At 72.9% G+C, this 19,583-nt stretch carries 16 protein-coding genes; 9 read left to right on the top strand and 7 right to left on the bottom strand.

The genetic code is table 11. The annotated features are described in order from the left end of the window. Window positions 1–79: 79 nt before the first annotated feature. A complete protein-coding gene (locus AB0G15_RS21360; RefSeq protein WP_362842291.1) occupies window positions 80–2,383 on the bottom strand; it encodes an AAA family ATPase in 2,304 nt (767 codons plus the stop codon). Window positions 2,384–2,650: 267 nt separating this feature from the next. Continuing rightward, a complete protein-coding gene (locus AB0G15_RS21355; RefSeq protein ID WP_362842288.1) occupies window positions 2,651–3,391 on the bottom strand; it encodes a GntR family transcriptional regulator in 741 nt (246 codons plus the stop codon). A 236-nt stretch (window positions 3,392–3,627) separates the two neighbouring features. On the opposite strand from AB0G15_RS21355, the gene AB0G15_RS21350 reads away from it, so the two are divergent. The 3 genes from AB0G15_RS21350 (at window position 3,628) to AB0G15_RS21340 (ending at window position 7,258) form a co-directional block, all read left to right on the top strand. Then, window positions 3,628–4,431, top strand: coding sequence for an inositol monophosphatase family protein (locus tag AB0G15_RS21350; protein ID WP_362842285.1), 804 nt, complete (start codon window positions 3,628–3,630; stop codon window positions 4,429–4,431). A 142-nt stretch (window positions 4,432–4,573) separates the two neighbouring features. Next, on the top strand, window positions 4,574–5,896 hold the full coding sequence (locus AB0G15_RS21345; protein WP_362842283.1) for a lanthionine synthetase LanC family protein: 1,323 nt from the start codon (window positions 4,574–4,576) through the stop codon (window positions 5,894–5,896). A 471-nt stretch (window positions 5,897–6,367) separates the two neighbouring features. Further along, the gene (locus AB0G15_RS21340) at window positions 6,368–7,258 is read left to right on the top strand and encodes a hypothetical protein (RefSeq protein ID WP_362842280.1); all 891 of its coding nucleotides are present in this window, start codon (window positions 6,368–6,370) and stop codon (window positions 7,256–7,258) included. Between the two features lie 224 nt (window positions 7,259–7,482). Here AB0G15_RS21340 and AB0G15_RS21335 read toward each other — a convergent pair whose 3' ends face one another. Further along, on the bottom strand, window positions 7,483–8,469 hold the full coding sequence (locus tag AB0G15_RS21335) for a sulfotransferase (RefSeq protein ID WP_362842278.1): 987 nt from the start codon (window positions 8,467–8,469) through the stop codon (window positions 7,483–7,485). 640 nt (window positions 8,470–9,109) lie between these two features. Here AB0G15_RS21335 and AB0G15_RS21330 point away from each other — a divergent pair. From AB0G15_RS21330 to AB0G15_RS21320, 3 genes are all read left to right on the top strand, one after another. Next, on the top strand, window positions 9,110–10,093 hold the full coding sequence (locus tag AB0G15_RS21330) for a sugar ABC transporter substrate-binding protein (RefSeq protein ID WP_362842275.1): 984 nt from the start codon (window positions 9,110–9,112) through the stop codon (window positions 10,091–10,093). After that, complete coding sequence (locus tag AB0G15_RS21325) at window positions 10,090–11,118, top strand: ABC transporter permease (RefSeq protein ID WP_362842273.1); 1,029 nt, start codon at window positions 10,090–10,092, stop codon at window positions 11,116–11,118. Before AB0G15_RS21330 ends, AB0G15_RS21325 begins: the two co-directional genes overlap by 4 nt. Window positions 11,119–11,240: 122 nt before the next feature. Further along, window positions 11,241–12,071 carry an ATP-binding cassette domain-containing protein gene (locus AB0G15_RS21320; protein ID WP_362696067.1) on the top strand — a complete coding sequence of 277 codons (831 nt, stop codon included), beginning with the start codon at window positions 11,241–11,243 and terminating at the stop codon, window positions 12,069–12,071. Window positions 12,072–12,212: 141 nt separating this feature from the next. On the opposite strand, the gene AB0G15_RS21315 is transcribed toward AB0G15_RS21320, so the two are convergent. Next, window positions 12,213–13,622 carry a ferric reductase-like transmembrane domain-containing protein gene (locus AB0G15_RS21315; protein WP_362842271.1) on the bottom strand — a complete coding sequence of 470 codons (1,410 nt, stop codon included), beginning with the start codon at window positions 13,620–13,622 and terminating at the stop codon, window positions 12,213–12,215. After that, complete coding sequence (locus AB0G15_RS21310; protein ID WP_362842268.1) at window positions 13,619–14,218, bottom strand: DUF305 domain-containing protein; 600 nt, start codon at window positions 14,216–14,218, stop codon at window positions 13,619–13,621. The genes AB0G15_RS21315 and AB0G15_RS21310 overlap by 4 nt, the downstream gene beginning before the upstream one ends. Window positions 14,219–14,607: 389 nt before the next feature. On the opposite strand from AB0G15_RS21310, the gene AB0G15_RS21305 reads away from it, so the two are divergent. The 3 genes from AB0G15_RS21305 to AB0G15_RS21295 all read left to right on the top strand — a co-directional run bounded on the left by AB0G15_RS21305 (window position 14,608) and on the right by AB0G15_RS21295 (window position 18,294). Next, window positions 14,608–16,518, top strand: a complete 1,911-nt coding sequence (locus AB0G15_RS21305; protein ID WP_362842265.1) for a sigma-70 family RNA polymerase sigma factor — start codon at window positions 14,608–14,610, stop codon at window positions 16,516–16,518. A 44-nt stretch (window positions 16,519–16,562) separates the two neighbouring features. Then, window positions 16,563–17,192 (top strand): YigZ family protein, encoded by a 630-nt coding sequence (locus AB0G15_RS21300; protein ID WP_362842262.1) that lies wholly within the window; start codon window positions 16,563–16,565, stop codon window positions 17,190–17,192. Window positions 17,193–17,658: 466 nt separating this feature from the next. Next, on the top strand, window positions 17,659–18,294 hold the full coding sequence (locus tag AB0G15_RS21295; protein ID WP_362842258.1) for a DedA family protein: 636 nt from the start codon (window positions 17,659–17,661) through the stop codon (window positions 18,292–18,294). A gap of 141 nt (window positions 18,295–18,435) precedes the next feature. Here AB0G15_RS21295 and AB0G15_RS21290 read toward each other — a convergent pair whose 3' ends face one another. Continuing rightward, window positions 18,436–19,272 carry an NAD(P)H-binding protein gene (locus AB0G15_RS21290; protein ID WP_362842256.1) on the bottom strand — a complete coding sequence of 279 codons (837 nt, stop codon included), beginning with the start codon at window positions 19,270–19,272 and terminating at the stop codon, window positions 18,436–18,438. Next, on the bottom strand, window positions 19,269–19,556 hold the full coding sequence (locus tag AB0G15_RS21285; RefSeq protein ID WP_362842254.1) for an antibiotic biosynthesis monooxygenase: 288 nt from the start codon (window positions 19,554–19,556) through the stop codon (window positions 19,269–19,271). Before AB0G15_RS21285 ends, AB0G15_RS21290 begins: the two co-directional genes overlap by 4 nt. Between the last annotated feature and the right edge of the window lie 27 nt (window positions 19,557–19,583).

The raw sequence follows: 19,583 nt of genomic DNA, 5'->3' as shown, positions 1-19,583 counted from the left end.
CCAGATCTCAGGCCGGGTGTCCCCGGCCGGGTGTCTCCGGCAGGGCCTCGGGCCTCGGGGCAGGCGCCTCGGCCGGGCCTCAGAGGGGGCGCCGGTGGCCGTTCTCCTCCGCCGCCAGCCTGGCCAGCTCGACCCGCGAGCGGATGCCCAGCTTGCGGAAGACCTGCCGCAGGTGGAAGGCGACGGTGTGCTCGCTGATGAACATCTGCTCGGCGGCGTGCCGGTTCGTCAGCCCCTGGGAGACCAGGCCGCAGACGGCCTGCTCGGTGCCGGTCAGGCTGGCCCACCCCGACACGGGATGGTCGGTCCTGGCCCAGTGGCGGCATCGCTCGCCCAGCAGCCGCAGCCTGCCCCGTACCCGCGCCGCGTCCCGCGCGGCCTCCACGGCCCCGTAGCAGGCCAGAGCGGTCTTCAGGCTCTCCACGGCCAGGTCCCGGCAGCCGCCGCCCGCGCCGAGCAGCACGCCGAGATCCTCCGCGGCCGACCCCCTGGCCCAGGGGTCGGCGTGCCCGGCCACCGCGCGGCCCAGCGCCTCGGAGTCACCTTCCCGCAGCCCTCGCGCGTGGTCGGCGGACGCCGACGGGCCGGGCAGGGCGGGGTTGCGCCGGGCGATGTCCTCGGCCGCGCCGACCACGGCGTCGGCCCTGCGCCGGTCGTCCACCGCCATCGCCACCCGCACCAGCCACGCCGCGGCCGCGGGCTCGCCGTTCAGCGCCCCGATGTGCCGGGGCAGCGCGTCGTAGATCCCGCCGAGCGAGCTCATGCCGCCCGCCGCGCCGTCGCGCGCCTCGCTGATCCGCCCGGCCGCCAGTTCCGACCGCAGCCGGGTGCACGGCGGTATACCGGGTGCCGACCTGACCAGGTCCCTCTCCATGTACCTGATGGCCCCCGGCAGGTCGCCCGACCGCAGCGACGCGGTGCCGAGCACCGACAGGGCCGAGGAGGCCAGGAGCGGGGCGTCCAGGATCCCGGCGGCGGCCAGGCCGGCCTCGCCGTGCTCGATCGCGCCGCCGGGCCGGCCCGCGGCCAGCGCCAGCCGGGCGCGCAGGACGGGGATCTCGGCGGCCCAGGCGGGCTCACCCTCGGCGTCGGCCTCCCCGGCGGCGCTCTCCGTCGCCGACTCCGCCTCGTCCAGCAGCCACAGGTCGATCAGCATCGAGGCCAGCACCGCCCTCGGCTGCCGGTGCCGGCCGCGGGCCGGTCGCTCCACGGCCTCGCGCGCCAGGTCCAGCCCCCGCGAGAGCCCGCCCTCGTCCCAGGCGAGCAGGGCCAGGTCCACGAGCCTGCCCGTCCCGCCGTCGCCGCCGCCGCGGGACGCGAGGGTCCCGCGGGCCCCGGCGGCGCGCTCGACCTGCTCCCGCAGGGCCCGCCGCACCGGTGACGGCACCTTGTCGACGATCGACCGCCACACCAGCTCGTGCCGGAAGGTCAGCTCGTCGCGGGTGGCCACGAGCACCCCGGCCGCCAGGGCCTCCTCCAGGGGGGGAAGCAGCGCGGCCGGGGTCTCGCCGAGCATCTCGGCCGCGTACGCCGGGGTGAACGAGCGTCCGAGGACCGCGACGGCCTCCAGCAGGTACCGGGTCCTGGTGCCGAGCTCGTCCAGGCGCCGCCGGACGGCGGTGTGCAGGCGCAGGGGCAGCACCGCACCGGCGGGGGTGATCCCGGCCAGCCGGGCGACGCCGTCCTCGACCAGGATGGCGTCCTCCTCGCGCAATCCGGTGAGAAGCTCGGCGAGCAGGAGCGGGTTGCCGCCGGCCTGGGCGGCCAGCGCCGCCAGCCCCTCCCCGGGGGCCGCGCCCAGGATGTCGGCGGAGACCTCGGCCACCGTCCCCTCGTCGAGGGGACACAGGGCGATCCGGGTGGCCCCCTCCTCCTCCAGCAGGTCGAACAGCCGTCCCGCCTCGCCGCGTCCCGGGGTGTCGCGGCAGGCCAGCAGCCACGCCACGGGGTGCGAGGCCAGCCGCGAGGGCATCGTCCGCAGGGCCATCACCGTGGCGGGATCGGCCCACTGGAGATCGTCCAGCATCACCAGCAGCGGCCCCGAGGCCAGCCTTCGCTCCAGCGAGGTCCGGACCTGCTCGGCCAGCCACAGCAGCAGTCCCGGCCCGTCGGGGAAGGCACTTCTGGTCAGGGGCATCGAGGCCGTCGGCGACTCCTCGAGCGCTGCCAGCAGCGGTCCCAGCGGGGTCAGCCGCCCCAGCTCGTCGGCCCGCCCGCTCGCCACCGCCGTCCCCCGCGCGGTCGCGACGCTCGCGGCCTCGGCGAGCAGCAGCGACTTCCCCGTCCCCGGCTCGCCCTCGACGAGCATGACGCTCCCGGTCGCGGACGTGACGCCTCCCAGCAGGGCGAGGACCGCCGCCCACTCATCTTTCCGGCCGCGCATAGTCTTGTCTCGGATCTGGGGTCATACGGCGGGCTTCCTGAGCAGTGATTACGCATATGACATCCCCAAGGGACGAATCATCACGCGCCGGGCACTGCCGCGCGCCGGTGGTTTGGGACAGATTTGACCTCGGGGACCCCGCCACCCGGTCACCCCGCCGGCGTCCGGCCGGCGCTCGACCGGCGTGCTCTCCTCGTCCGGCCGATGTTCGGCCAGGGTGCTCTCCCCGTCCGGCCGGTGTCCGACGAGCGTGTCCTCCTCGCCCGGTCAGCGCTCGATGAGCGTGACCTCCAGGGAGTAGTGCGAGGCGCGGTAGACGTGGGAGCCGTGCTCGACGGCCCTGCCCTGGTCGTCGTAGGTGGTGCGGACCATCGTGAGCAGCGGTGCCCCGCGCCGCTCGCCGAGCAGCCTCGCCTCGGCCGCCGTGGCCGCCCGCGCCCCCACGCGCTGGTTCGCCACGCGCATCCGCACCCCCGCGGCGCGGAGCATCTCGTACAGCCCGCGCTCCTGGAGACCCTCGGCGGTCAGCGGCGCTAGCCCGGAGGGCAGCCAGTTGTGCAGCAGGGCCAGCGGCTCCCCGGCGGCGTAGCGGATCCGCTCCAGGCGGAGCATCTCGGTGCCGGGCGCGACGCCGAGGACGGTGGCGACCTCCTCCTCCACCGGGGCCGGCCCCAGGACCAGCACCCTGGTGGCCGGCTCCTGGCCGGCCCTGCGCAGGTCGTCGTAGAGGCTGGTCAGCTCGACGGAACGCTTGACCTGGCCGTGCACCACCTGGGTGCCGACGCCCCGCTTGCGCACCAGCAGGCCCTTGTCGACCAGATACTGGATCGCCTGGCGGACGGTCGGACGCGACAGGCCCAGCCGGTCGGCGAGCAGGATCTCGTTGTCGAGCCGCGATCCCGGGGGCAGGTCGCCGCGGCGGATGGCCTCGGAGATCTGCTCGGCCACCTGGAAGTAGAGCGGGACCGGGCTGGACCGGTCGAGATCGATGGCGAGCTGCGCCGTCATTCGCCCTCCCGGTTGACACGCCGCGCCGTCAGGCTAGCGGACATCAGAATGTCTTGACAAAAACCGGCCAGGGCCCGTCGAGGTGCCCGGCGGACGCGTACGGGGCCGGTGTCCTCGTACAAGATGGAAAGCGGTTCGCGCACCGGGTTCACGCCGCCGGGTTCGCGTCACCGAGCTCGCATCACCGGGTTCGCGTCGCCGGGTTCAAGCGCCGGATTCGCGTCAATGGAGGAAGCATGGATCAGAGCACCGCAGCAGATCTCTCCGCCGTCGCGGTCGAGGCCGCCCGCGCGGTGGGCGACCGGCTCCGCGAGGCGTTCAGGTCGCGTCCCGCGGTCGAGACCAAGAGCGACTTCCACGATCCGGTGACCGAGCACGACCACGCCGCGGAGGAGACCATCCGGGAGGTCATCGACAGGCGCGTCCCGGGAAGCACGATCATCGGCGAGGAGGGCGGCAGCATGGGCTCCGGCGAGATCCGCTGGTACGTCGACCCGATCGACGGGACCGCGAACTTCGCCGCCGGGCTGCCGTTCTTCTGCGTGTCGATCGCCGCCGCCGTCGGGGACGAGGTGGTCGCCGGGGTGGTGTACGACCCGGTGCGCGACGACGAGTTCCGGGCCGACCTGGGCGGGTCCTGGTGCAACGGCGTGCGGCTGCGCAGCTCCGGCGCCGTGCGCGACCGGGAGGGGGTGCTGCTGACCAGCTATCCCACCCCCTGGGAGCTGGCCGAGGGCGGGGAGGAGGCGCTGCGCCGGTTCGGCAGGATGGTGGAGGCGTTCGCCTCCACGCGCCGTCCCGGCAGCACCGCGCTCAAGCTGGCGCACGTCGCGGGAGGGTGGGCGGACGTCGCCTACGGCAGTAGGGTCAGTCCGTGGGACATGGCGGCGGGGTCGCTGCTGATCCGCCAGGCGGGTGGCGTCTTCATCCCGCTGGACGGGTCGGTCTTCGAGCCTGGCGGCTACCTCGCCCATGTCGGAGGCTTCGACCTGGCGGGGTCGGTCATGAGCGACCTGCTCCTCCGCGATCGCCCGGCCTGAGCGCCGGTGACCCGGGAAGGGGCGCGGACGGGCCCGCAGGGAGACTCCCGCGGGCGGGTTCCGCGTGTCGGCCACCGCATTACCTATTGATCCTGTAGGAAATACAGGTAAAATGATTGTCTCGCCGTACGAAGGAGCCGCCATGAGCCTGGAGCCGGAGGCCGAGAGCCCGCTGGCCGCCGCGGTCGGGGCCGCGCGCTGGATCCGTTCGGCGGCGGTGGACGACGAGCGGGGGCGCCACTGGCGGGCCAACCCCGATCCCCGGGGCCGGGCCGCCATGCCCGACCACCCCCTGTCGCTGTACTCGGGGGCGGCCGGGATCATCCTGTTCTTCCTGGAGCTCGCCGCGGCCACCGGCGACGACGGCTATCTGGACGACGCCAGGGCCGGGGCCCGCTACCTCACCGCCACCTGGCGGGAGCAGGCGGACCTCTCCCTCCACCACGGCCTGACCGGAGTGATGTTCGCCCTGGCCGAGGCCGGATGGGCCACCGGCGAGGGGGCCTTCGAGGTCGAGGCCGGCGCCGTCGCCGACCGCATCGTGCGCAGCGCCCGCCCCATCGACGGCGGCCTGGGCTGGACCGGCGACCCCGCGCAGCGGGGCGACGGCGGGATCATCCTCGGCCTGCTGCACGCCGCGGGCATCCTGGGGGTGCCCGCCTACCAGGAGGTCGCCGTCGAGGCCGGCGCCCGCATCGCCACGCTCGTCGTCCCCGGCCACCGCTTCGGCGAGGGCGCCTGCGCGGACCTGCCGCTGGACGCGGTCACCCCGGGCTTCCTGTCCGGCACCGCAGGGACCGCCTTCCTGCTCGCCCGCCTGTACGGCGTGACCGGTGAGAGCGACTTCCTCGGCGCCTCCCGCAGGGGGGCCGACTTCGTCCGCGCGGTCAGCGCCGTGACCGAGAGGTGCGCGCTGGTGCCGCACCACATCCCGCAGGGCCGCGACCTGCACTACCTGGGCTTCTGCTCCGGCTCGGCCGGGGTCGCCCGGATGTTCTACGAGCTGCACCGGGTGTCGGGCGACGCCGGGGACCTCGACTGGGCCGAGCGGCTGGCCAGGGGGATCGTCCGCAGCGGCGCCCCCGCCAACCAGAGCGGCGGATCCTGGAACTCGGCCTGCCAGTGCTGCGGCACCGCCGGCCTGGTGGAGCTGTTCGTCGGGCTCTGGGCGGCGACCGGCCACCGCCGGCACCTGGAGTTCGCCCGCACGCTGGGGGAGAGCCTGACCGGCCGGGCCACCGGCCACGACGGCAGGGGCACCCGCTGGTACCAGGCCTACCGGCGGTTGCGCCCCTGGGAGGTCACCGCCGACACCGGCTACATGGTCGGCGCGGCGGGGATCGGGGCCGCCCTCCTGCACCTGGACGCCACCGCCCGCCCGCAGGAGGCCCGGCGGCTCGTCCTGCCCCCGGACAACCCGTTCCCCGCCATCCCGCTGCCGAGCGCGACGCTCCGCCGGTCCTGAAAGATCATGAAAGGCACGTCGCCGGTGAGCCGGCCGGTCATCGCCGACGAGCGTGACGCGAGGGCCGGCAGGCAGGGCCGTGAGGTTTTCGGCGGGAGCGGCACGGGTCGCCGTGACCCGGTGGCGCGGGAGGGCGCGACACGGGGGCCGTTGCGGGGGCCGCCGCAGGGGCCACCTGGCACGCCGCGCCCGCGCACGTCCCCGCACCCTGTACGGTCGGGCATCGAGGCATCCATCGGGCCCGGCGCCGCGGACACGTCCGCCGGCGCCGACCCGGCACTCCGGACCGTGTCACCCCCCGGTACGCCCGACCGTGCCGATCGGGCCGGGAGGGGCGGCAGCCGCCGGTGCCTCTCGCGCCGGAGGAACGAAGGACGATGTGCCCTTTGGCCGTCAAGGGGTGACAAAGCTCGTGATGATGATTGGTGATTCTCCGTGAGTGCTACCCAGGGCTTGCCTAATCTCGGTGTCGTGACAATCGAGGATTTCCTTCCCGACCCCGACCGTTCCACCGTCGCGATCGAACCGGCGCAGCCGGGTGCCGGCCACTGGGCCGGTGCCCCGAGCGCCGTGGCGAGCGACGGCCTGATCTACCTCGCCTACCGGCTGCGCCGCCCCGTCGGCGAGGGCCGGGGCTACGCCGTGGCCGTCGCCCGTTCCACCGACGGCGAGCGGTTCGAGACCCTGCTCACGATCGGCAGGGAGGAGATGGACACCGAGTCGCTGGAGCGGCCGACCCTGATCCGCACGCCGGAGGGGCGCTGGAGGCTCTACCTCAGCTGCGCCACCTACGACACCAAGCACTGGCGGGTCGAGGTGCTGGAGGCCGACGACCCGTCCGGCTTCCGGGCCTCGCAGCGGCAGGTCGTGCTGCCCGGCGACCCGAAGACCGGCGTCAAGGACCCGGTGATCGTGCTGCGGGACGACGTGTGGCACCTGTGGGCCTCCTGCCACCCGCTGGACGAGGCCGACGAGGCCGACCAGATGGTGACCGACTACGCCACCAGCGCCGACGGCATCGAGTGGACCTGGCAGGGCACCGCGCTCAGTGGCCGTCCCGGCACCTGGGACGCCCGGGGCGCGCGGGTGGCGGCGGTCCGCTTCCTCGGCGACAGGGTGGTGGCCTTCTACGACGGCAGGGCCACCGCGTCGGAGAACTACGAGGAGAAGACCGGTGTCGCGGTCGGCACCGACCCGGCGGAGCTGACCCCGATCGGCACCGAGCCCGTCGCGGTCTCCCCGTACGCGGGCGGCGGCCTGCGCTACATGGACATCGTGGACCTGCCGGGTGGCGGGCGGCGGCTCTACTACGAGTACACCCGCGCGGACGGGGCGCACGAGCTCCGCACCGAACTGCGCTGATCCCGGGCACGGCCGCCCCGGCGCCGGTCACGGCACGGTCGTCCCGGACCGGCTCGTCCGTGTCCGGGGCCGGTCTGTCCGTGCCCGGGATCGGCTCGTCCGTGCCCGGGATCGGTCCGTTCGTGCCCGGGGCCGGCTCGTCCGTGCCGGGGATCGGCTCGTCCGTGTCCGGGATCGGCTCGCCGGTCCCGGGAGATCGTTCGGTCACGCCTGGAATCGATCAGCTAGGTCTGGGGGCGGCCGTTGCGCGCCTGACGCTGACCGTTGGGGCGGATGCCCACCAGCCCGCCGGAGCGCTCGCGGGGACGGAGCCAGTCGCTGAAGTCCTCCCCGGTCACCTGCTGCAGCAGCGCCACGTCCTCGGTGAAGTAGGAGATCAGTTTCTCCCGCTGGTCCCAGGTCAGCGGCTGGCGGGAGCGGGCGCGCTCCTGCAGCCTGCGCTCCAGAGGGTCGGTCAGCGCCACGCTCATCCGCGCCGGCAGGAACCGCCCCACGGACGATCCCGCGCGCAGCGCCCGCGACAGCACCCGGTGACCGCGGGTCGGCTCCGGGTGGGCGGTCACGTTCTCCCGGGGGACCTCGGTGACCACGCCGGTCTCCACCCCGAGGAAACGGAAGATCCGGTCGAGGGTGTCGGCGGGGCGGTCGACCAGGTCGCGGTAGCGATAGACGAGCACCTGTTCGCGAGGGAAGAGGGTGAACAGGTGTTCGAGCTGCTCCCCGTACTTGCCGAGCCCGCGATAGTGCCAGAACGGGGCCCAGCCCGCCCTGATCCGCCGCTCCTCCTCGGCGCAGGCCCGCACCACGTCGCCGATCGGTTCCAGCCCGGCCGACCACAGGTGGGTCCAGTTGGAGTGGGCGCGCTCCACCGGGTCGCGCAGCACCACGATGAGCCTGGCGTCGGGGATGGCCTCCCTGATGCGCCGCTGCGCCGCCAGATCGTAGAGATAGAACGGGGTCGACTCGCCGGTGAGCGTTCCCGGCGGTGCCGCGTCGAACAGTGCCTCGTAGTCCTCGCGCCTCCAGACGTGTTCGCGGTAGGTCTGCGCGTCGCCCGGTCCTCCCCTGGTCGGTGGAGGACCGTCGCTGAGGAAGAACTTCGGTTCCTTCACCGGGGACATGAACAGTCCCGGGTGCCGGGCCAGCGCGGCGTGCAGGGCGGTGGTCCCGGACTTGGGAGCACCGATCGTGAGGAAATTCGGCAGGGGCATCGTTATTACCCTTAATCCCTACTATGATTATTGGTAAATATAGCCTCTTCTCCGGCAAAGGCAAGCGTCCGGCCGCGCGATCGCCGTGATCCGAAGGGCTACCCGGTTGCGGGGATTCCAGTCGTCGACGCCTATCTCCAGGTCGTGGATGCGAAGGGTGTCGTCCCGTTCAGTGAACGCTGAGTTCTTTTCCGCTATTTCATTGCGGGGGAGGAGTTTTGTCGTGTTGAGAATAAACAGGATACTCGTGCCGTATTTCAGATTCGAGTCTCCCGCGAACCTTCGCCCCCCGATCTCCCGCGCCCCGGTACGGACGGCCTCCCGCCCGTACCGCCGTCAGATGGCCTCCCGTGGCACCGTGACGTGCCGTGACGTACCCTCGCCGTGTTGTTTGCCGTGCTTTGCCGTGCCGGGGTGGGCTCCCTGGCGGGCCGTGCCGTCACGCCGCGCCGGCGAGCGGCGAAAGCCCCGGCCGCAGCGGGCGTGAATGTCATGGTGCGAAGGGGAAACCCGGCGGGAGCGGGCCGTCGCCGCGATTTCATAAGTCTTAATGTCACGACAAATCATTGACACGCAGGTAATGCGTTGGTTACAAACCAGGGATAAGGGAGATCCGGCGAGGCGACGCGCGGAGGTACCGATGAAGTGGACGACAGGGCTGGTCGCGGTGGCCGTGCTGGGCATCTCCGCCCTGACCGGCTGTTCGGCGGGGCAGCCCTCCGAGGAGACCGCGGGCGCGGCGAGCGGCCCCGCCCCGGCGGCCGGCGGCGGCACCTTCGCCGTCGTCACCCACGCGAGCGCGGGGGACGCCTTCTGGGACGTGGTCAAGAACGGCGCCGAGGCGGCCGGGAAACGGTACGGCGTCACCGTGACCTACCAGGGCGACGGCGACCCGGCCAGGCAGTCCCAGCTCATCGACCAGGCCGTCAGCCAGAAGGTCGACGGCCTGGTGGTCTCCATGGCCAACCCGGACGCCCTGAAGGAGTCCGTCGGCAAGGCCGTGACCGCCGGGATCCCGGTGATCACCATCAACTCGGGCGGCGACGTCTCCCGCGAGTTCGGCGCGGTCACCCACGTCGGCCAGTCGGAGGACGTGGCGGGCCGGGGAGCGGGGGAGAAGCTCAAGGCCGAGGGGGTCACCAAGCTGCTCTGCGTGATCCACGAGGCCGGGAACGTCGGGCTCGACCAGCGCTGCAACGGCGCGACCCAGGGACTGGGCGGCACCGTCGAACGGCTCCAGGTGGACGTGGGCAACCTCGCCGACGCCACCTCCAAGATCAAGGCGAGGCTCCAGTCGGACACCTCCCTCAACGGCGTCCTCACCCTGAACCCCGCGGTGGCCGTCGCCGCCCGCGACGCCATCGCCGACGGCGGCTCGAAGGCGAAGCTCGGCACCTTCGACCTGTCGGCCGACGTGGTCGCCGCCATCGAGGACGGCGAGATCCTGTTCGCGGTCGACCAGCAGCAGTACCTGCAGGGCTGGCTGCCGATCACGTTCCTGACCCTTCACAAGGAGAACCTCAACACCGTCGGCGGAGGGCTCCCGGTCAACACCGGCCCCGGCTTCGTCACCAGGGACAACGCCGCGAAGGTGGCCAAGCTGGCCGAGAGCGGCACCCGGTGACGGTGGCGGACGAGCGGCTGGCCGGGACGGGGGTCGCCCGCAGGCTGCTGATCAGGCCGGAACTCGGCGCGGTCGTCGGCGCCCTCGTGGTCTTCGCGTTCTTCGCGGGGCAGTCGGAGGTCTTCCGCTCGGTCGAGGGCGTGGCCAACTGGCTGGACCCGGCCTCCACCCTCGGGATCATGGCGGTGGCGATCGCGCTGCTGATGATCGGCGGCGAGTTCGACCTGTCGGCCGGCGTGCTCACCGGCACCGTCGGCCTGGTCACGGTGATCCTCGCCACCCGCTACGACCTGCCCGTGTGGGCGGCGATGCTCGCCGCCCTGGCCGTGGCGCTGCTCGTCGGCTTCCTCAACGGCCTGGTCGTGGTCCGCACCGGGCTGCCCAGCTTCATCGTCACCCTCGCCACCTTCCTGATGCTCCAGGGCGTCAACCTCGGTGTCACCAAAGCCCTCACCGGGACCGTGCAGGTCGGCGGCCTGCGCCGGGCCGAGGGATACGAGGAGGTGAGGGCGGTGCTCGCCGGGACGATCCCGGTCGGCGGGACCGACTTCCGGGTGGCGATCCTGTGGTGGCTGGCCGTCACCGCCCTGGCCACCTGGGTGCTCACCAGGACCAGGGCCGGAAACTGGATCTTCGCGGTGGGCGGTGACGAGCGGGCCGCCCGCGCGGTCGGGGTACCCGCCGAACGAACGAAGATCGCGCTTTTCATGACCACCGCCGCGGCCGCCTGGCTGGTCGGCTCGATCATGGCGCTGCGCTTCACCTCGGTGCAGGCGGGCTCCGGCGTCGGCCAGGAGTTCGTCTACATCATCGCGGCGGTCATCGGGGGCTGCCTGCTGACCGGCGGCTACGGCTCCGCGATCGGCGCCGCCGTCGGCGCGGTGATCTTCGGCATGGCGGACAAGGGCATCGTCTTCGCCGGCTGGGACGCCGACTGGTTCACTTTCTTCCTCGGCGCCATGCTGCTGCTGGCCACGCTCGCCAACCGGTTCGTCCGCCGGTACGCGGAGGAGGTGAAGCGGTGACGGGAGACGAGACCGTGACGAACCGCGAGACCGTGACGAACCGCGAAGCGGTGACGGGCCGGGCGGCGGTGACGGGCCGTGAGGCGGCGACGGGAGACGAGACCGTGGCGGAAGACGAGACCGTGACGGAGGGCGGGACGGACGCCCCGCCCCTGCTGGAGGTCCGCGACGTGGGCAAGACGTTCGGCGGCGTGATCGCGCTGCGGGACGTCTCCATGCGGGTGCGCGCCGGGGAGGTGAGCTGCGTCCTCGGCGACAACGGCGCGGGCAAGTCCACGCTGATCAAGATCCTCTCGGGCATGCACGCCCCCGACTCCGGCTCGTACCTGGTGGACGGCGCCCCCGCCGCCTTCGCCAGTCCCCGTGACGCCCTCGACAGGGGTATCGCCACCGTCTACCAGGACCTGGCGATGATCCCGCTGATGTCGGTCTGGCGGAACTTCTTCCTCGGCTCCGAGCCCGTGCTCGGCCGGGGGCCGCTGCGCCGTTTCGACGTGGCGGGGGCGAAGCGGACGGTCCGGGAGGAGCTGCGCTCCATGGGCATCGACATCCGCGACGTCGACCAGCCCGTCGGCACCCTGTCCGGCGGCGAGCGCCAGTCCGTGGCCATCGCCCGCGCGGTCCACTTCGGCGCCCGCGTCCTCATCCTGGACGAGCCCACCTCCGCCCTGGGCGTCAAGCAGGCCGGCGTCGTGCTGCGCTACATCGCCCAGGCGCGCGACCGGGGTCTGGGGGTCGTCTTCATCACCCACAACCCGCACCACGCCTACCCGATCGGCGACCGCTTCCTGCTGCTGAACCGGGGGGCGAGCCTCGGCGAGTACGCCAAGGCGGACATCACCCCCGAGGAGCTCACCTCCCTGATGGCGGGAGGTGCCGAGCTGGAGCAGCTCGCCCACGAGCTGAGCCGGGGCGGCCCTCCGGCCGGGCCGGCGGCACCGCCGCCCCGGTGAGCCGGGGCGAACCAGGCGAACCGGACCGCCGTCCCGGCTGACCGTGCGAACCGGGCCGCCACCCTGGTCAACCGTGCGAACCGCACCGCCGTCCCGGCTGACCGTGCGAACCGGTCGAGCCGGTCGGGCCGGGTGAACCGCTCAGAAGTCGAAGGACTCCACGTGGATGCGGCGGCTGGGGACGCCCGCGCGGCGCAGGGCGTGGCGTGCCGCGACCGTCATCCCGGCGGGGCCGCACAGGTAGACGTCGTGGACGGCCAGGCCGGGGATGAGGGTTCGCAGGGCGCGCCCGGTCAGCGGCACGCTCCGCCCGCCGGACGATCCGGTCAGCTCGTCCACGGTGTAGTGGATCGTGGCGCCGCGCGCGGCGGCGATGGCGTCCAGCTCGTGGCGGAGGATCAGCTCCTCGTCGCGGCGCGCCATGTAGACCAGGGTCACCTCGCCGGGCAGCGTCTCGAAGAGCGCGCGCAGCGGGCTGATGCCCACGCCGCCGCCCACCAGCAGCACCTGGGGCCTGCGGCGCCGCGCGGCGGTGAGGGCGCCGTAGGGACCCTCGGCCCACACGCGGGTGCCGGGCCGCAGCCCGGCCAGCGCGCGGCTGTGGTCGCCGACGCCCTTGACGGTGATCCGCAGGAAGCGGGCGTTGGCGGGTGCCGACAACGAGTAGGGGTTGGCCGTCCACCACATGCCGGGGGCGAGGAACCGCCACCGGAAGAACTGGCCGGGTTCCGCGCCCAGCTCGTCCAGGTGCTCGCCGGTCAGATAGACCGACACCACGGAGGACGACTCCCGGCGGACCTCGGCGACCCGGAGCCCGTGGCGCAGGGCGCGGTGGACGGGGATGAGGAAGCGGTGCCAGACCAGCAGGGCGGCGACGGACACGTACAGCGCGTACCAGAACAGGCTCATGACGACGCCGCCGGCGAAGTCCGGGCCGGTGAGCTGGTGACCGAACCCGAGGAAGACGGCCCCGTAGGTGACGAAGTGCAGGTAGTGCCAGGTCTCGTACCGCATCCGGCGCCGCACCTCGCGCACCGAGACGACCGCGACGCCGACCAGCAGCAGGAGGGCGAACGTCGCCTCCAGCATGGCCGGGCCGTTCAGGACCAGCCCCGCGACCGCCTCCGGCGCGCCCGCGCCGGACCGCGCCACGTGGGCCGCGACGGCGAACAGCATGTGGGCCACCGACAGGACGACGGTGTGGCGGCCGCCCGTCGCGTGCCAGCGGGCCAGCCGGTCGGTCCCCACCCCGCGGTCCAGCGCGGGAACGCGGGCCATCAGCCCCAGCAGGACGGCGCAGGCGTAGCCCGCGAGCAGGCCGGTGAGCCTGCCCGCCCAGGCGAGTGCCCCGGCGAGCCCGGAGACCGAGGTCAGGTCGGACCAGCACGTCGCGGTCGCCGCGACGGCTCCGGCGTGGATCAGGGCGAGGACCAGGGACGGCCGTGCCCGGCGCGCGGGCGGGCGGACGGGAACCCTGCGCCGTCGCGTGCGGGAATGCGTACGCGTGCCGGCGTGCGGGCGCGTACCGGAGTCGGGGGCGGCGCCTCTCACGGCTCCAGCCGGGTGAGCTGGGCGCCGTGGGTCTTCTCCATGGCGGCGGCGAACGCCTTGGTCTCCTGGTCGGCGCCCGACCTCTGCTCGCTCTTCGCGACCAGGACGGACTGCGTGAGGTATTCGCGCGCGTTCTTGGTGAGGAGCCGGTCGAACGCGGCGCCGTCGGCCCGCTCCAGGGCCGCGAAGTCGTCGGAAATCACCATGCCCGGGATGTCATGCCCCTCGTGTTCGTTGCTCTCCGGCACCCCGGACCGCCGCAGCAGGTCGCGCAGTTTCCGGAGTGTCGTACGGCGGTCGGCGACGTGCTCCTCGGCGAACCGCTTGAGCCTCGGATCGGAGGTCCTGCCGGGGGCGAGCTCCAGCAGGCGCACCGCCTGCTCGGTCATCGGGATCATCAGTTGCAGCCATGCGATGTCGGTGCCGTTGAAGGAGCCCGACGCGCTTCCGGTCGGTGTGGGAAGCGCGTCGGGAGCGCTTCGCGACGGCGGGTGGTTCGCGGCCGAATGGGTCTGGGGCTCGGCGGCGACACATCGCGAGACCAGCAGGACGGTGAGCACGACGAGTACCGACGCACCGATCGTGGACGCCTTCATGCCGCTCCTTCGCTCGCCGTTCCCGTGGTGTGGCGAGGCCCGGTATGCCGGGCCTCGCCACGTTCAGGTCAGACGGTACGCTTCCGCCCGAAGACGGTCACCTGCCGTCTCAGGGGGTGCCGTCATGGACGTGGTGCTCGACGGCGTCCCGGCCGGCGCCGGGCGTGTTCTGCTCCTGCACAGGAGACCGGCGGGGGGCCGGGCGACAACACAAACCTAAAAAAGACGCGGAGAAAAATTTTCGTTGTCCGTCTGACCTGCCGCCGGTCTCCATGACGGGGGCTCATCGGTCTTCCGCTATCAGGAGTTATGGAGAGAATCGTCCCTGCCCCGCGCCCGGTGTGGCGCGGGGACGACGAACCGTGGACGGCGACAGGAAGCGGAGTGCGATGCTCGGAACCGGTAGGGGCGGACCCGACTCGGCGATGGTGGCCGCCGCGCGCGACGGAGACCAGCAGGCGCTGGACGCCCTGGTGGCCGATTCCCTCCCGCTCGTCTACAACATCGTCGGCCGGGCGCTGAACGGCCACACCGACGTCGACGACGTGGTCCAGGAGACGTTTCTCCGGGTCGTCCGTGCCCTGCCCGACCTGCGGGACCCGCAGGCGTACCGGTCCTGGCTGGTGGCCATCGCCGTCCGCCAGGTGCGCGACCACGAGCAGGACCGCAGGACCACCCAGCACCGCAGGGCCGACCTCGACACCGCCGAGGAGATGCCCGACCCCGCCTCCGACTTCGCCGCCGTGACCATCCTGCGGCTCGGCCTCACCGACCAGCGCCGCGAGGTCGCCGAGGCCACCCGCTGGCTGGACGGCGACGACCAGGCGCTCCTCGCCCTGTGGTGGCTGGAGGAGACCGGCGAGCTCGACCGCGCCGACCTCGCCGGAGCCCTCGGCCTGTCGGGGCGCCACGCCGCCGTACGCGTCCAGCGGATGAAGGAGCAGGTCCAGACGGCGCGCACCATCGTGCGGGCGCTGCGCGCCGAGTCCGGATGCCCCGAGCTGCGCGCCCTCACCGCGAACTGGAACGGCACCCCCAGCCCGCTGTGGCGCAAGCGCTTCGCCCGGCACATCCGTGACTGCGCCGTCTGCCAGGGGCGCACGACGGGCCTGCTGCCCATCGACCGCCTGCTCAGCGGGCTGCCGCTGCTGCCCCTGCCCATCGGTTTCGCCCTGCACCACCTCCAGGCCGTTCCCCCCGCCGTCGAGGCGGTGGCGCACGCCACGACCTGGGGGGCGTCCCACGGCGCGCACGCCCTCGAGACGACGCGGCCGGGCCTGCCGGCCTCGCTGCCCCCGGCCCCGATCACGATCGGCGGCGCGGCGGCCGTCGTCGTCGTCACGGGCATCCTGATCTTCGGGCAGCTCACCGCCCCCGCCCCCGAGCCCGCCCCGCCGCTGGCCGTACCCACGCGGACGGCCTCGCCGCCGCCCCTGCCGTCGCCTCAGTCGGCGAGCGCCACGCCCGAGCCCTCACCGTCCCCCACCCCCAGCCGTGAGAAGGCCACCCGCACGCCCACCCCCACGCCGGCCCGGACGACGACGCCGCCCGCCTCCGTCGCGAGCTCCCCCAGGAAGGGCGTGGGGGTGTGGAAGATGCCCGGCCTCAGCACGGCCTTCGCGAAGTCCGGCGCGAGCTGGTACTACACCTGGTCCACGCGCCGCGAGGGGGTCACCGGCCCCAGGGCCGACGGGTTCGTCCCGATGATCTGGGGAAAGGGCAGCGTCACCCCGGAGAACCTCGCCCAGGCGAAGAGCGCCGGACCCTACCTGCTCGCCTTCAACGAGCCCGACCTGCCCCAGCAGGCCAACATGACCGTGGAGGAGGCGCTGTCGCTCTGGCCGAAACTCATGTCCGCGGGCCGCGTGCTCAGCAGCCCCTCCGTCGCGTTCGGCGCCGACACCCCGGGCGGCTGGCTGGACCGCTTCATGACCGGCGCGAAGGAACGGGACTACCGCGTCGACTTCATCGCGCTGCACTGGTACGGGGCGGACTTCCGCACCCAGCCCGCGGTGAACCAGCTCAAGTCGTACCTCCAGGCCGTGTACAAGCGCTACCGCAAGCCGATCTGGCTCACCGAGTACGCCCTCATCGACTTCTCGAACGGCACCCGCTACGCCAGTGACGCCCAGCAGGCCGCGTTCGTCACCGCCTCCACCAGGATGCTCGCCTCCCTGCCGTACGTGCGGCGCTACGCCTGGTTCGGCCTGCCCTCCTCCGGCACCGAGCCCAACAGCGGGCTGTTCCGCCACGACGGGACCGTCACCCGCGCGGGCCGCGCCTTCCAGGCGGCCCGCTGACCGCCCTGTCCGGGGGGCGGCCGGCGGGTGGATAGCCTTGCCGGGTGCCCGACCCGTACCTGACTCCGCAGGACACCACGGAACACGAGATCGAGATCAAGCGCTCCCGGTTCCTGTGCGCGGTCGGCCCGGCCTCCTCGGAGGAGGAGGCGAGGGAGTTCGTCGGCGCGCGGAGGCGGCTGTACGGTGACGCCACGCACAACTGCTCGGCGTACGTGATCGGCGGCGACCGCCTGGTCCAGCGGGCCGACGACGACGGCGAGCCCGGCGGCACCGCCGGGACCCCGATGCTGGAGACCCTGCTGCGCCGGGGCGTCGCCGACGCGGTGGCGGTGGTCACCCGCTACTTCGGCGGGGTGAAGCTCGGCGCCGGGGGACTGGTCCGGGCGTACGGCTCGTCGGTCGGCAAGACGCTGGACCTCACGCCGCTGGTCGAGATGGTGCCCGCCAGGATGATGACCGTGACCGTGGACCACGTCAGGGCCGGGCGGCTGGAGAACGACCTGCGTGCCTCGCCGTACGAGGTCAGGGGGGTCGTCTACGGCGAGGAGGTCGGCTTCCGCGTCGCGGTGCGCGAGCGGGACCTGCCCGCCTTCCCCGGCTGGGTCGCCACGCTGACCGCCGGACGCGCCGGGATCGAGCCGGGCGAGGCGATCCACCTCAGGGGCGCCTGACCCGGGCCGGGCTCTCGCCGGCTTCCTGTCTGATCCGCGCCTGAGCCGGGCCGGGCTCTCGCCGGCTTCCTGTCTGATCCGCGCCCGACCCGGGCCGGGCTCTCGCCTGACCCGCGCCGGGTTCGGGCCGGAACCTGAGATCTTTCCCCGGCTGGACCCCGGATACGCGCCGGCCCCGGGGGCGGCGAATGTGGGATGGGTCACACTCGGTGCGGGGCGAGGGCGCCGATCGGCGGCCCCGGCCGCCCTTCCCTGGGTCGTGACGGGCTCGGCGGGCGGCACCGCCGTCCCCGTCCTGACCGCCCGGCACCTCGCTGACGTGCGGAAATCTCGGAGAACACCCGGCCGTCACGGGCGCGCCGCGGGCGGCTGTGGTTTTCCGCAGCCGTGCTGTGCGGTGCGTGCCAGGCGAGACGGGGAGCGTTCCGCATCCACACCGTACGCGGCTCTCCGTAGCCTTGTCCCTATGAGTTCACCGAATGTCGACGGGATCGCCGGATGGGCGATCAACCTTATGGAAACCCTGGGTGCGCCCGGGGCGGGGCTGGCGATCGCACTCGAGAACCTGTTCCCGCCCCTGCCCAGCGAGGTGATCCTGCCGCTGGCCGGGTTCACCGCGAGCAAGGGGGACATGGGACTGTTCGACGCCGTGCTCTGGACGACCATAGGATCGGTGGTCGGCGCGCTGGCGCTGTACGCGGTCGGGGCCCTGCTGGGCCGGGAGCGCGTGGTGTTCATCGCCTCCAAGCTGCCGCTGGTCAGCGTCTCCGACATCGAGAAGACCGAGGCGTGGTTCGCCAGGCACGGCAGGAAGACCGTTTTCTTCGGCCGGATGATCCCCATCTTCCGCAGCCTCATCTCGATCCCCGCGGGGGTCGAGCGCATGCCGATCCTGGTCTTCACCCTCCTCACCACCCTGGGCAGCCTCATCTGGAACACGGCCTTCGTGATGGCGGGGTTCCTGCTCGGTGAGCAGTGGGATCTGGTCGAGCGCTACATGGGGGTGGTGTCGAAGGCGGTGCTGGGCATCGTGGTCCTCGCCGTGGTGGTCTTCATCGTGGTGAGGCTGTCCGACCGGCGCAAGGGCAGGCACCACGCGTAGCCGTGGACGCGCCGAAGGGCCTGCCGGGTAGCGGCGGGGTTCGCGCCGGGGTCTCCTTCCCCGGCCGTTCCCCCTCCTGCCCCGGCGGGCCCTTTCCCGTTCGTGACACGCCCCCCGGAGGCCCGGTCCGGCGGCGCGGCCTCACCCGCCGATCTGGTCGGCGTAGTCGCGGGCGAACTGGGCGAACGTCCTGCCCGGACGGCCCGTCACGGCGGTGTACGTGGGCGTGGTGTAGTCGCCCCAGCCCGCGTCGTAGGCCCTCAGGTACTCCTGGGTGACCTCCGCGTCCCACTCCTTCATCCCGGCCTTCAACAGCACGGGATAGGCGTCCTCGGGGTCCAGCGGCCGGTAGGTGAGCGGCCTGCCGTACACCTCCGACAGCGTGGCCGTCATGTCCCGCAGCCTGATCGTCTCCGGCCCCGTGAGCGTGTAGGTTTCCCCGTGGTGGGGTGCGGGGTCACGGAGCACGGCGGCGGCGAAGTCGGCGATGTCCCGAACGTCGATCATGCCGATCCGGCCCTCTCCGGGAGCGCCGTGGAAGGTGTCGCCGTCGACCGAGCCGAGAATGTTCTGCATGAAGTACGCCGGGCGGATGACGGTCCAGCCGAGGCCGGAGGCCGAGAGCTCGATGTCCGACAGGACGTGCAGCCGGCCGTTGCGGGTCGGGGCGTCGTGCCCCGCGCCGATGGCCGACATGCGGACGACGTGCCGCACGCCCGCCTTCTTGGCCGCCGAGAGCGCGTTGCCGCTGGCGTGCGTGGAGTCCGGGCCCATCGCGGTCAGCAGCCACACCGTGTCCACGCCCGCGAAGGCCTGGCCCAGCGTGTCCGGGTGGTGGAGGTCGCCGACCGCCACCTCGGCGCCCGACGGCGCCTTGGCCCTGTCGCGCACCAGCACCCGCAGGTCCGCCGTGCCCCGCAGCGAGCGCAGTACCTCCGTGGAGACGGTGCCGTTGGCACCGGTGATCAGGATGGTCATCGTGATGTCCCCTCTTCCGTGGAAACGAGTTCGTCGATCAGGGCGAAGAAGGCCTGGATTCCCGGCAGGTTGCCGCCCGTGGCGCGGGAGGCCGCGAAGTCGGCCGGCGAGCGCCACTCCACGATGTCCAGCCATTCGCCGCCGGGCAGCTGGACGAGCCTGGCGCCCAGAAACCCGTCCCGGTCGGCCTGGAAGTCCGAGATCATCCCGCCACGGGCGGCCAGAAGGTCCGCCGTGTGCTCCGGGGAGACGCGGAACCTGGTGATTTCCACTGTCGTCGTCATGCCACGACGATATGGTCAAAATTAGTG

The organism is Streptosporangium sp. NPDC023825, assembly GCF_040639575.1.
Classification (GTDB): Bacteria; Actinomycetota; Actinomycetes; order Streptosporangiales; family Streptosporangiaceae; genus Streptosporangium.
This window is presented reverse-complemented; position numbering and strand designations above follow the sequence as displayed.

Excerpts from the sequence above, each read along its gene's own strand:
- AB0G15_RS21310 (WP_362842268.1), bottom strand. The coding sequence starts at position 14,218 with ATGAAGGCGTCCACGATCGGTGCGTCGGTACTCGTCGTGCTCACCGTC.
- AB0G15_RS21285 (WP_362842254.1), bottom strand. The coding sequence starts at position 19,556 with ATGACGACGACAGTGGAAATCACCAGGTTCCGCGTCTCCCCGGAGCAC.
- AB0G15_RS21350 (WP_362842285.1), top strand. The coding sequence starts at position 3,628 with ATGGATCAGAGCACCGCAGCAGATCTCTCCGCCGTCGCGGTCGAGGCC.
- AB0G15_RS21355 (WP_362842288.1), bottom strand. The coding sequence starts at position 3,391 with ATGACGGCGCAGCTCGCCATCGATCTCGACCGGTCCAGCCCGGTCCCG.
- AB0G15_RS21290 (WP_362842256.1), bottom strand. The coding sequence starts at position 19,272 with ATGACCATCCTGATCACCGGTGCCAACGGCACCGTCTCCACGGAGGTA.
- AB0G15_RS21330 (WP_362842275.1), top strand. The coding sequence starts at position 9,110 with ATGAAGTGGACGACAGGGCTGGTCGCGGTGGCCGTGCTGGGCATCTCC.
- AB0G15_RS21360 (WP_362842291.1), bottom strand. The coding sequence starts at position 2,383 with ATGCGCGGCCGGAAAGATGAGTGGGCGGCGGTCCTCGCCCTGCTGGGA.
- AB0G15_RS21305 (WP_362842265.1), top strand. The coding sequence starts at position 14,608 with ATGCTCGGAACCGGTAGGGGCGGACCCGACTCGGCGATGGTGGCCGCC.
- AB0G15_RS21345 (WP_362842283.1), top strand. The coding sequence starts at position 4,574 with ATGAGCCTGGAGCCGGAGGCCGAGAGCCCGCTGGCCGCCGCGGTCGGG.
- AB0G15_RS21335 (WP_362842278.1), bottom strand. The coding sequence starts at position 8,469 with ATGCCCCTGCCGAATTTCCTCACGATCGGTGCTCCCAAGTCCGGGACC.
- AB0G15_RS21295 (WP_362842258.1), top strand. The coding sequence starts at position 17,659 with ATGAGTTCACCGAATGTCGACGGGATCGCCGGATGGGCGATCAACCTT.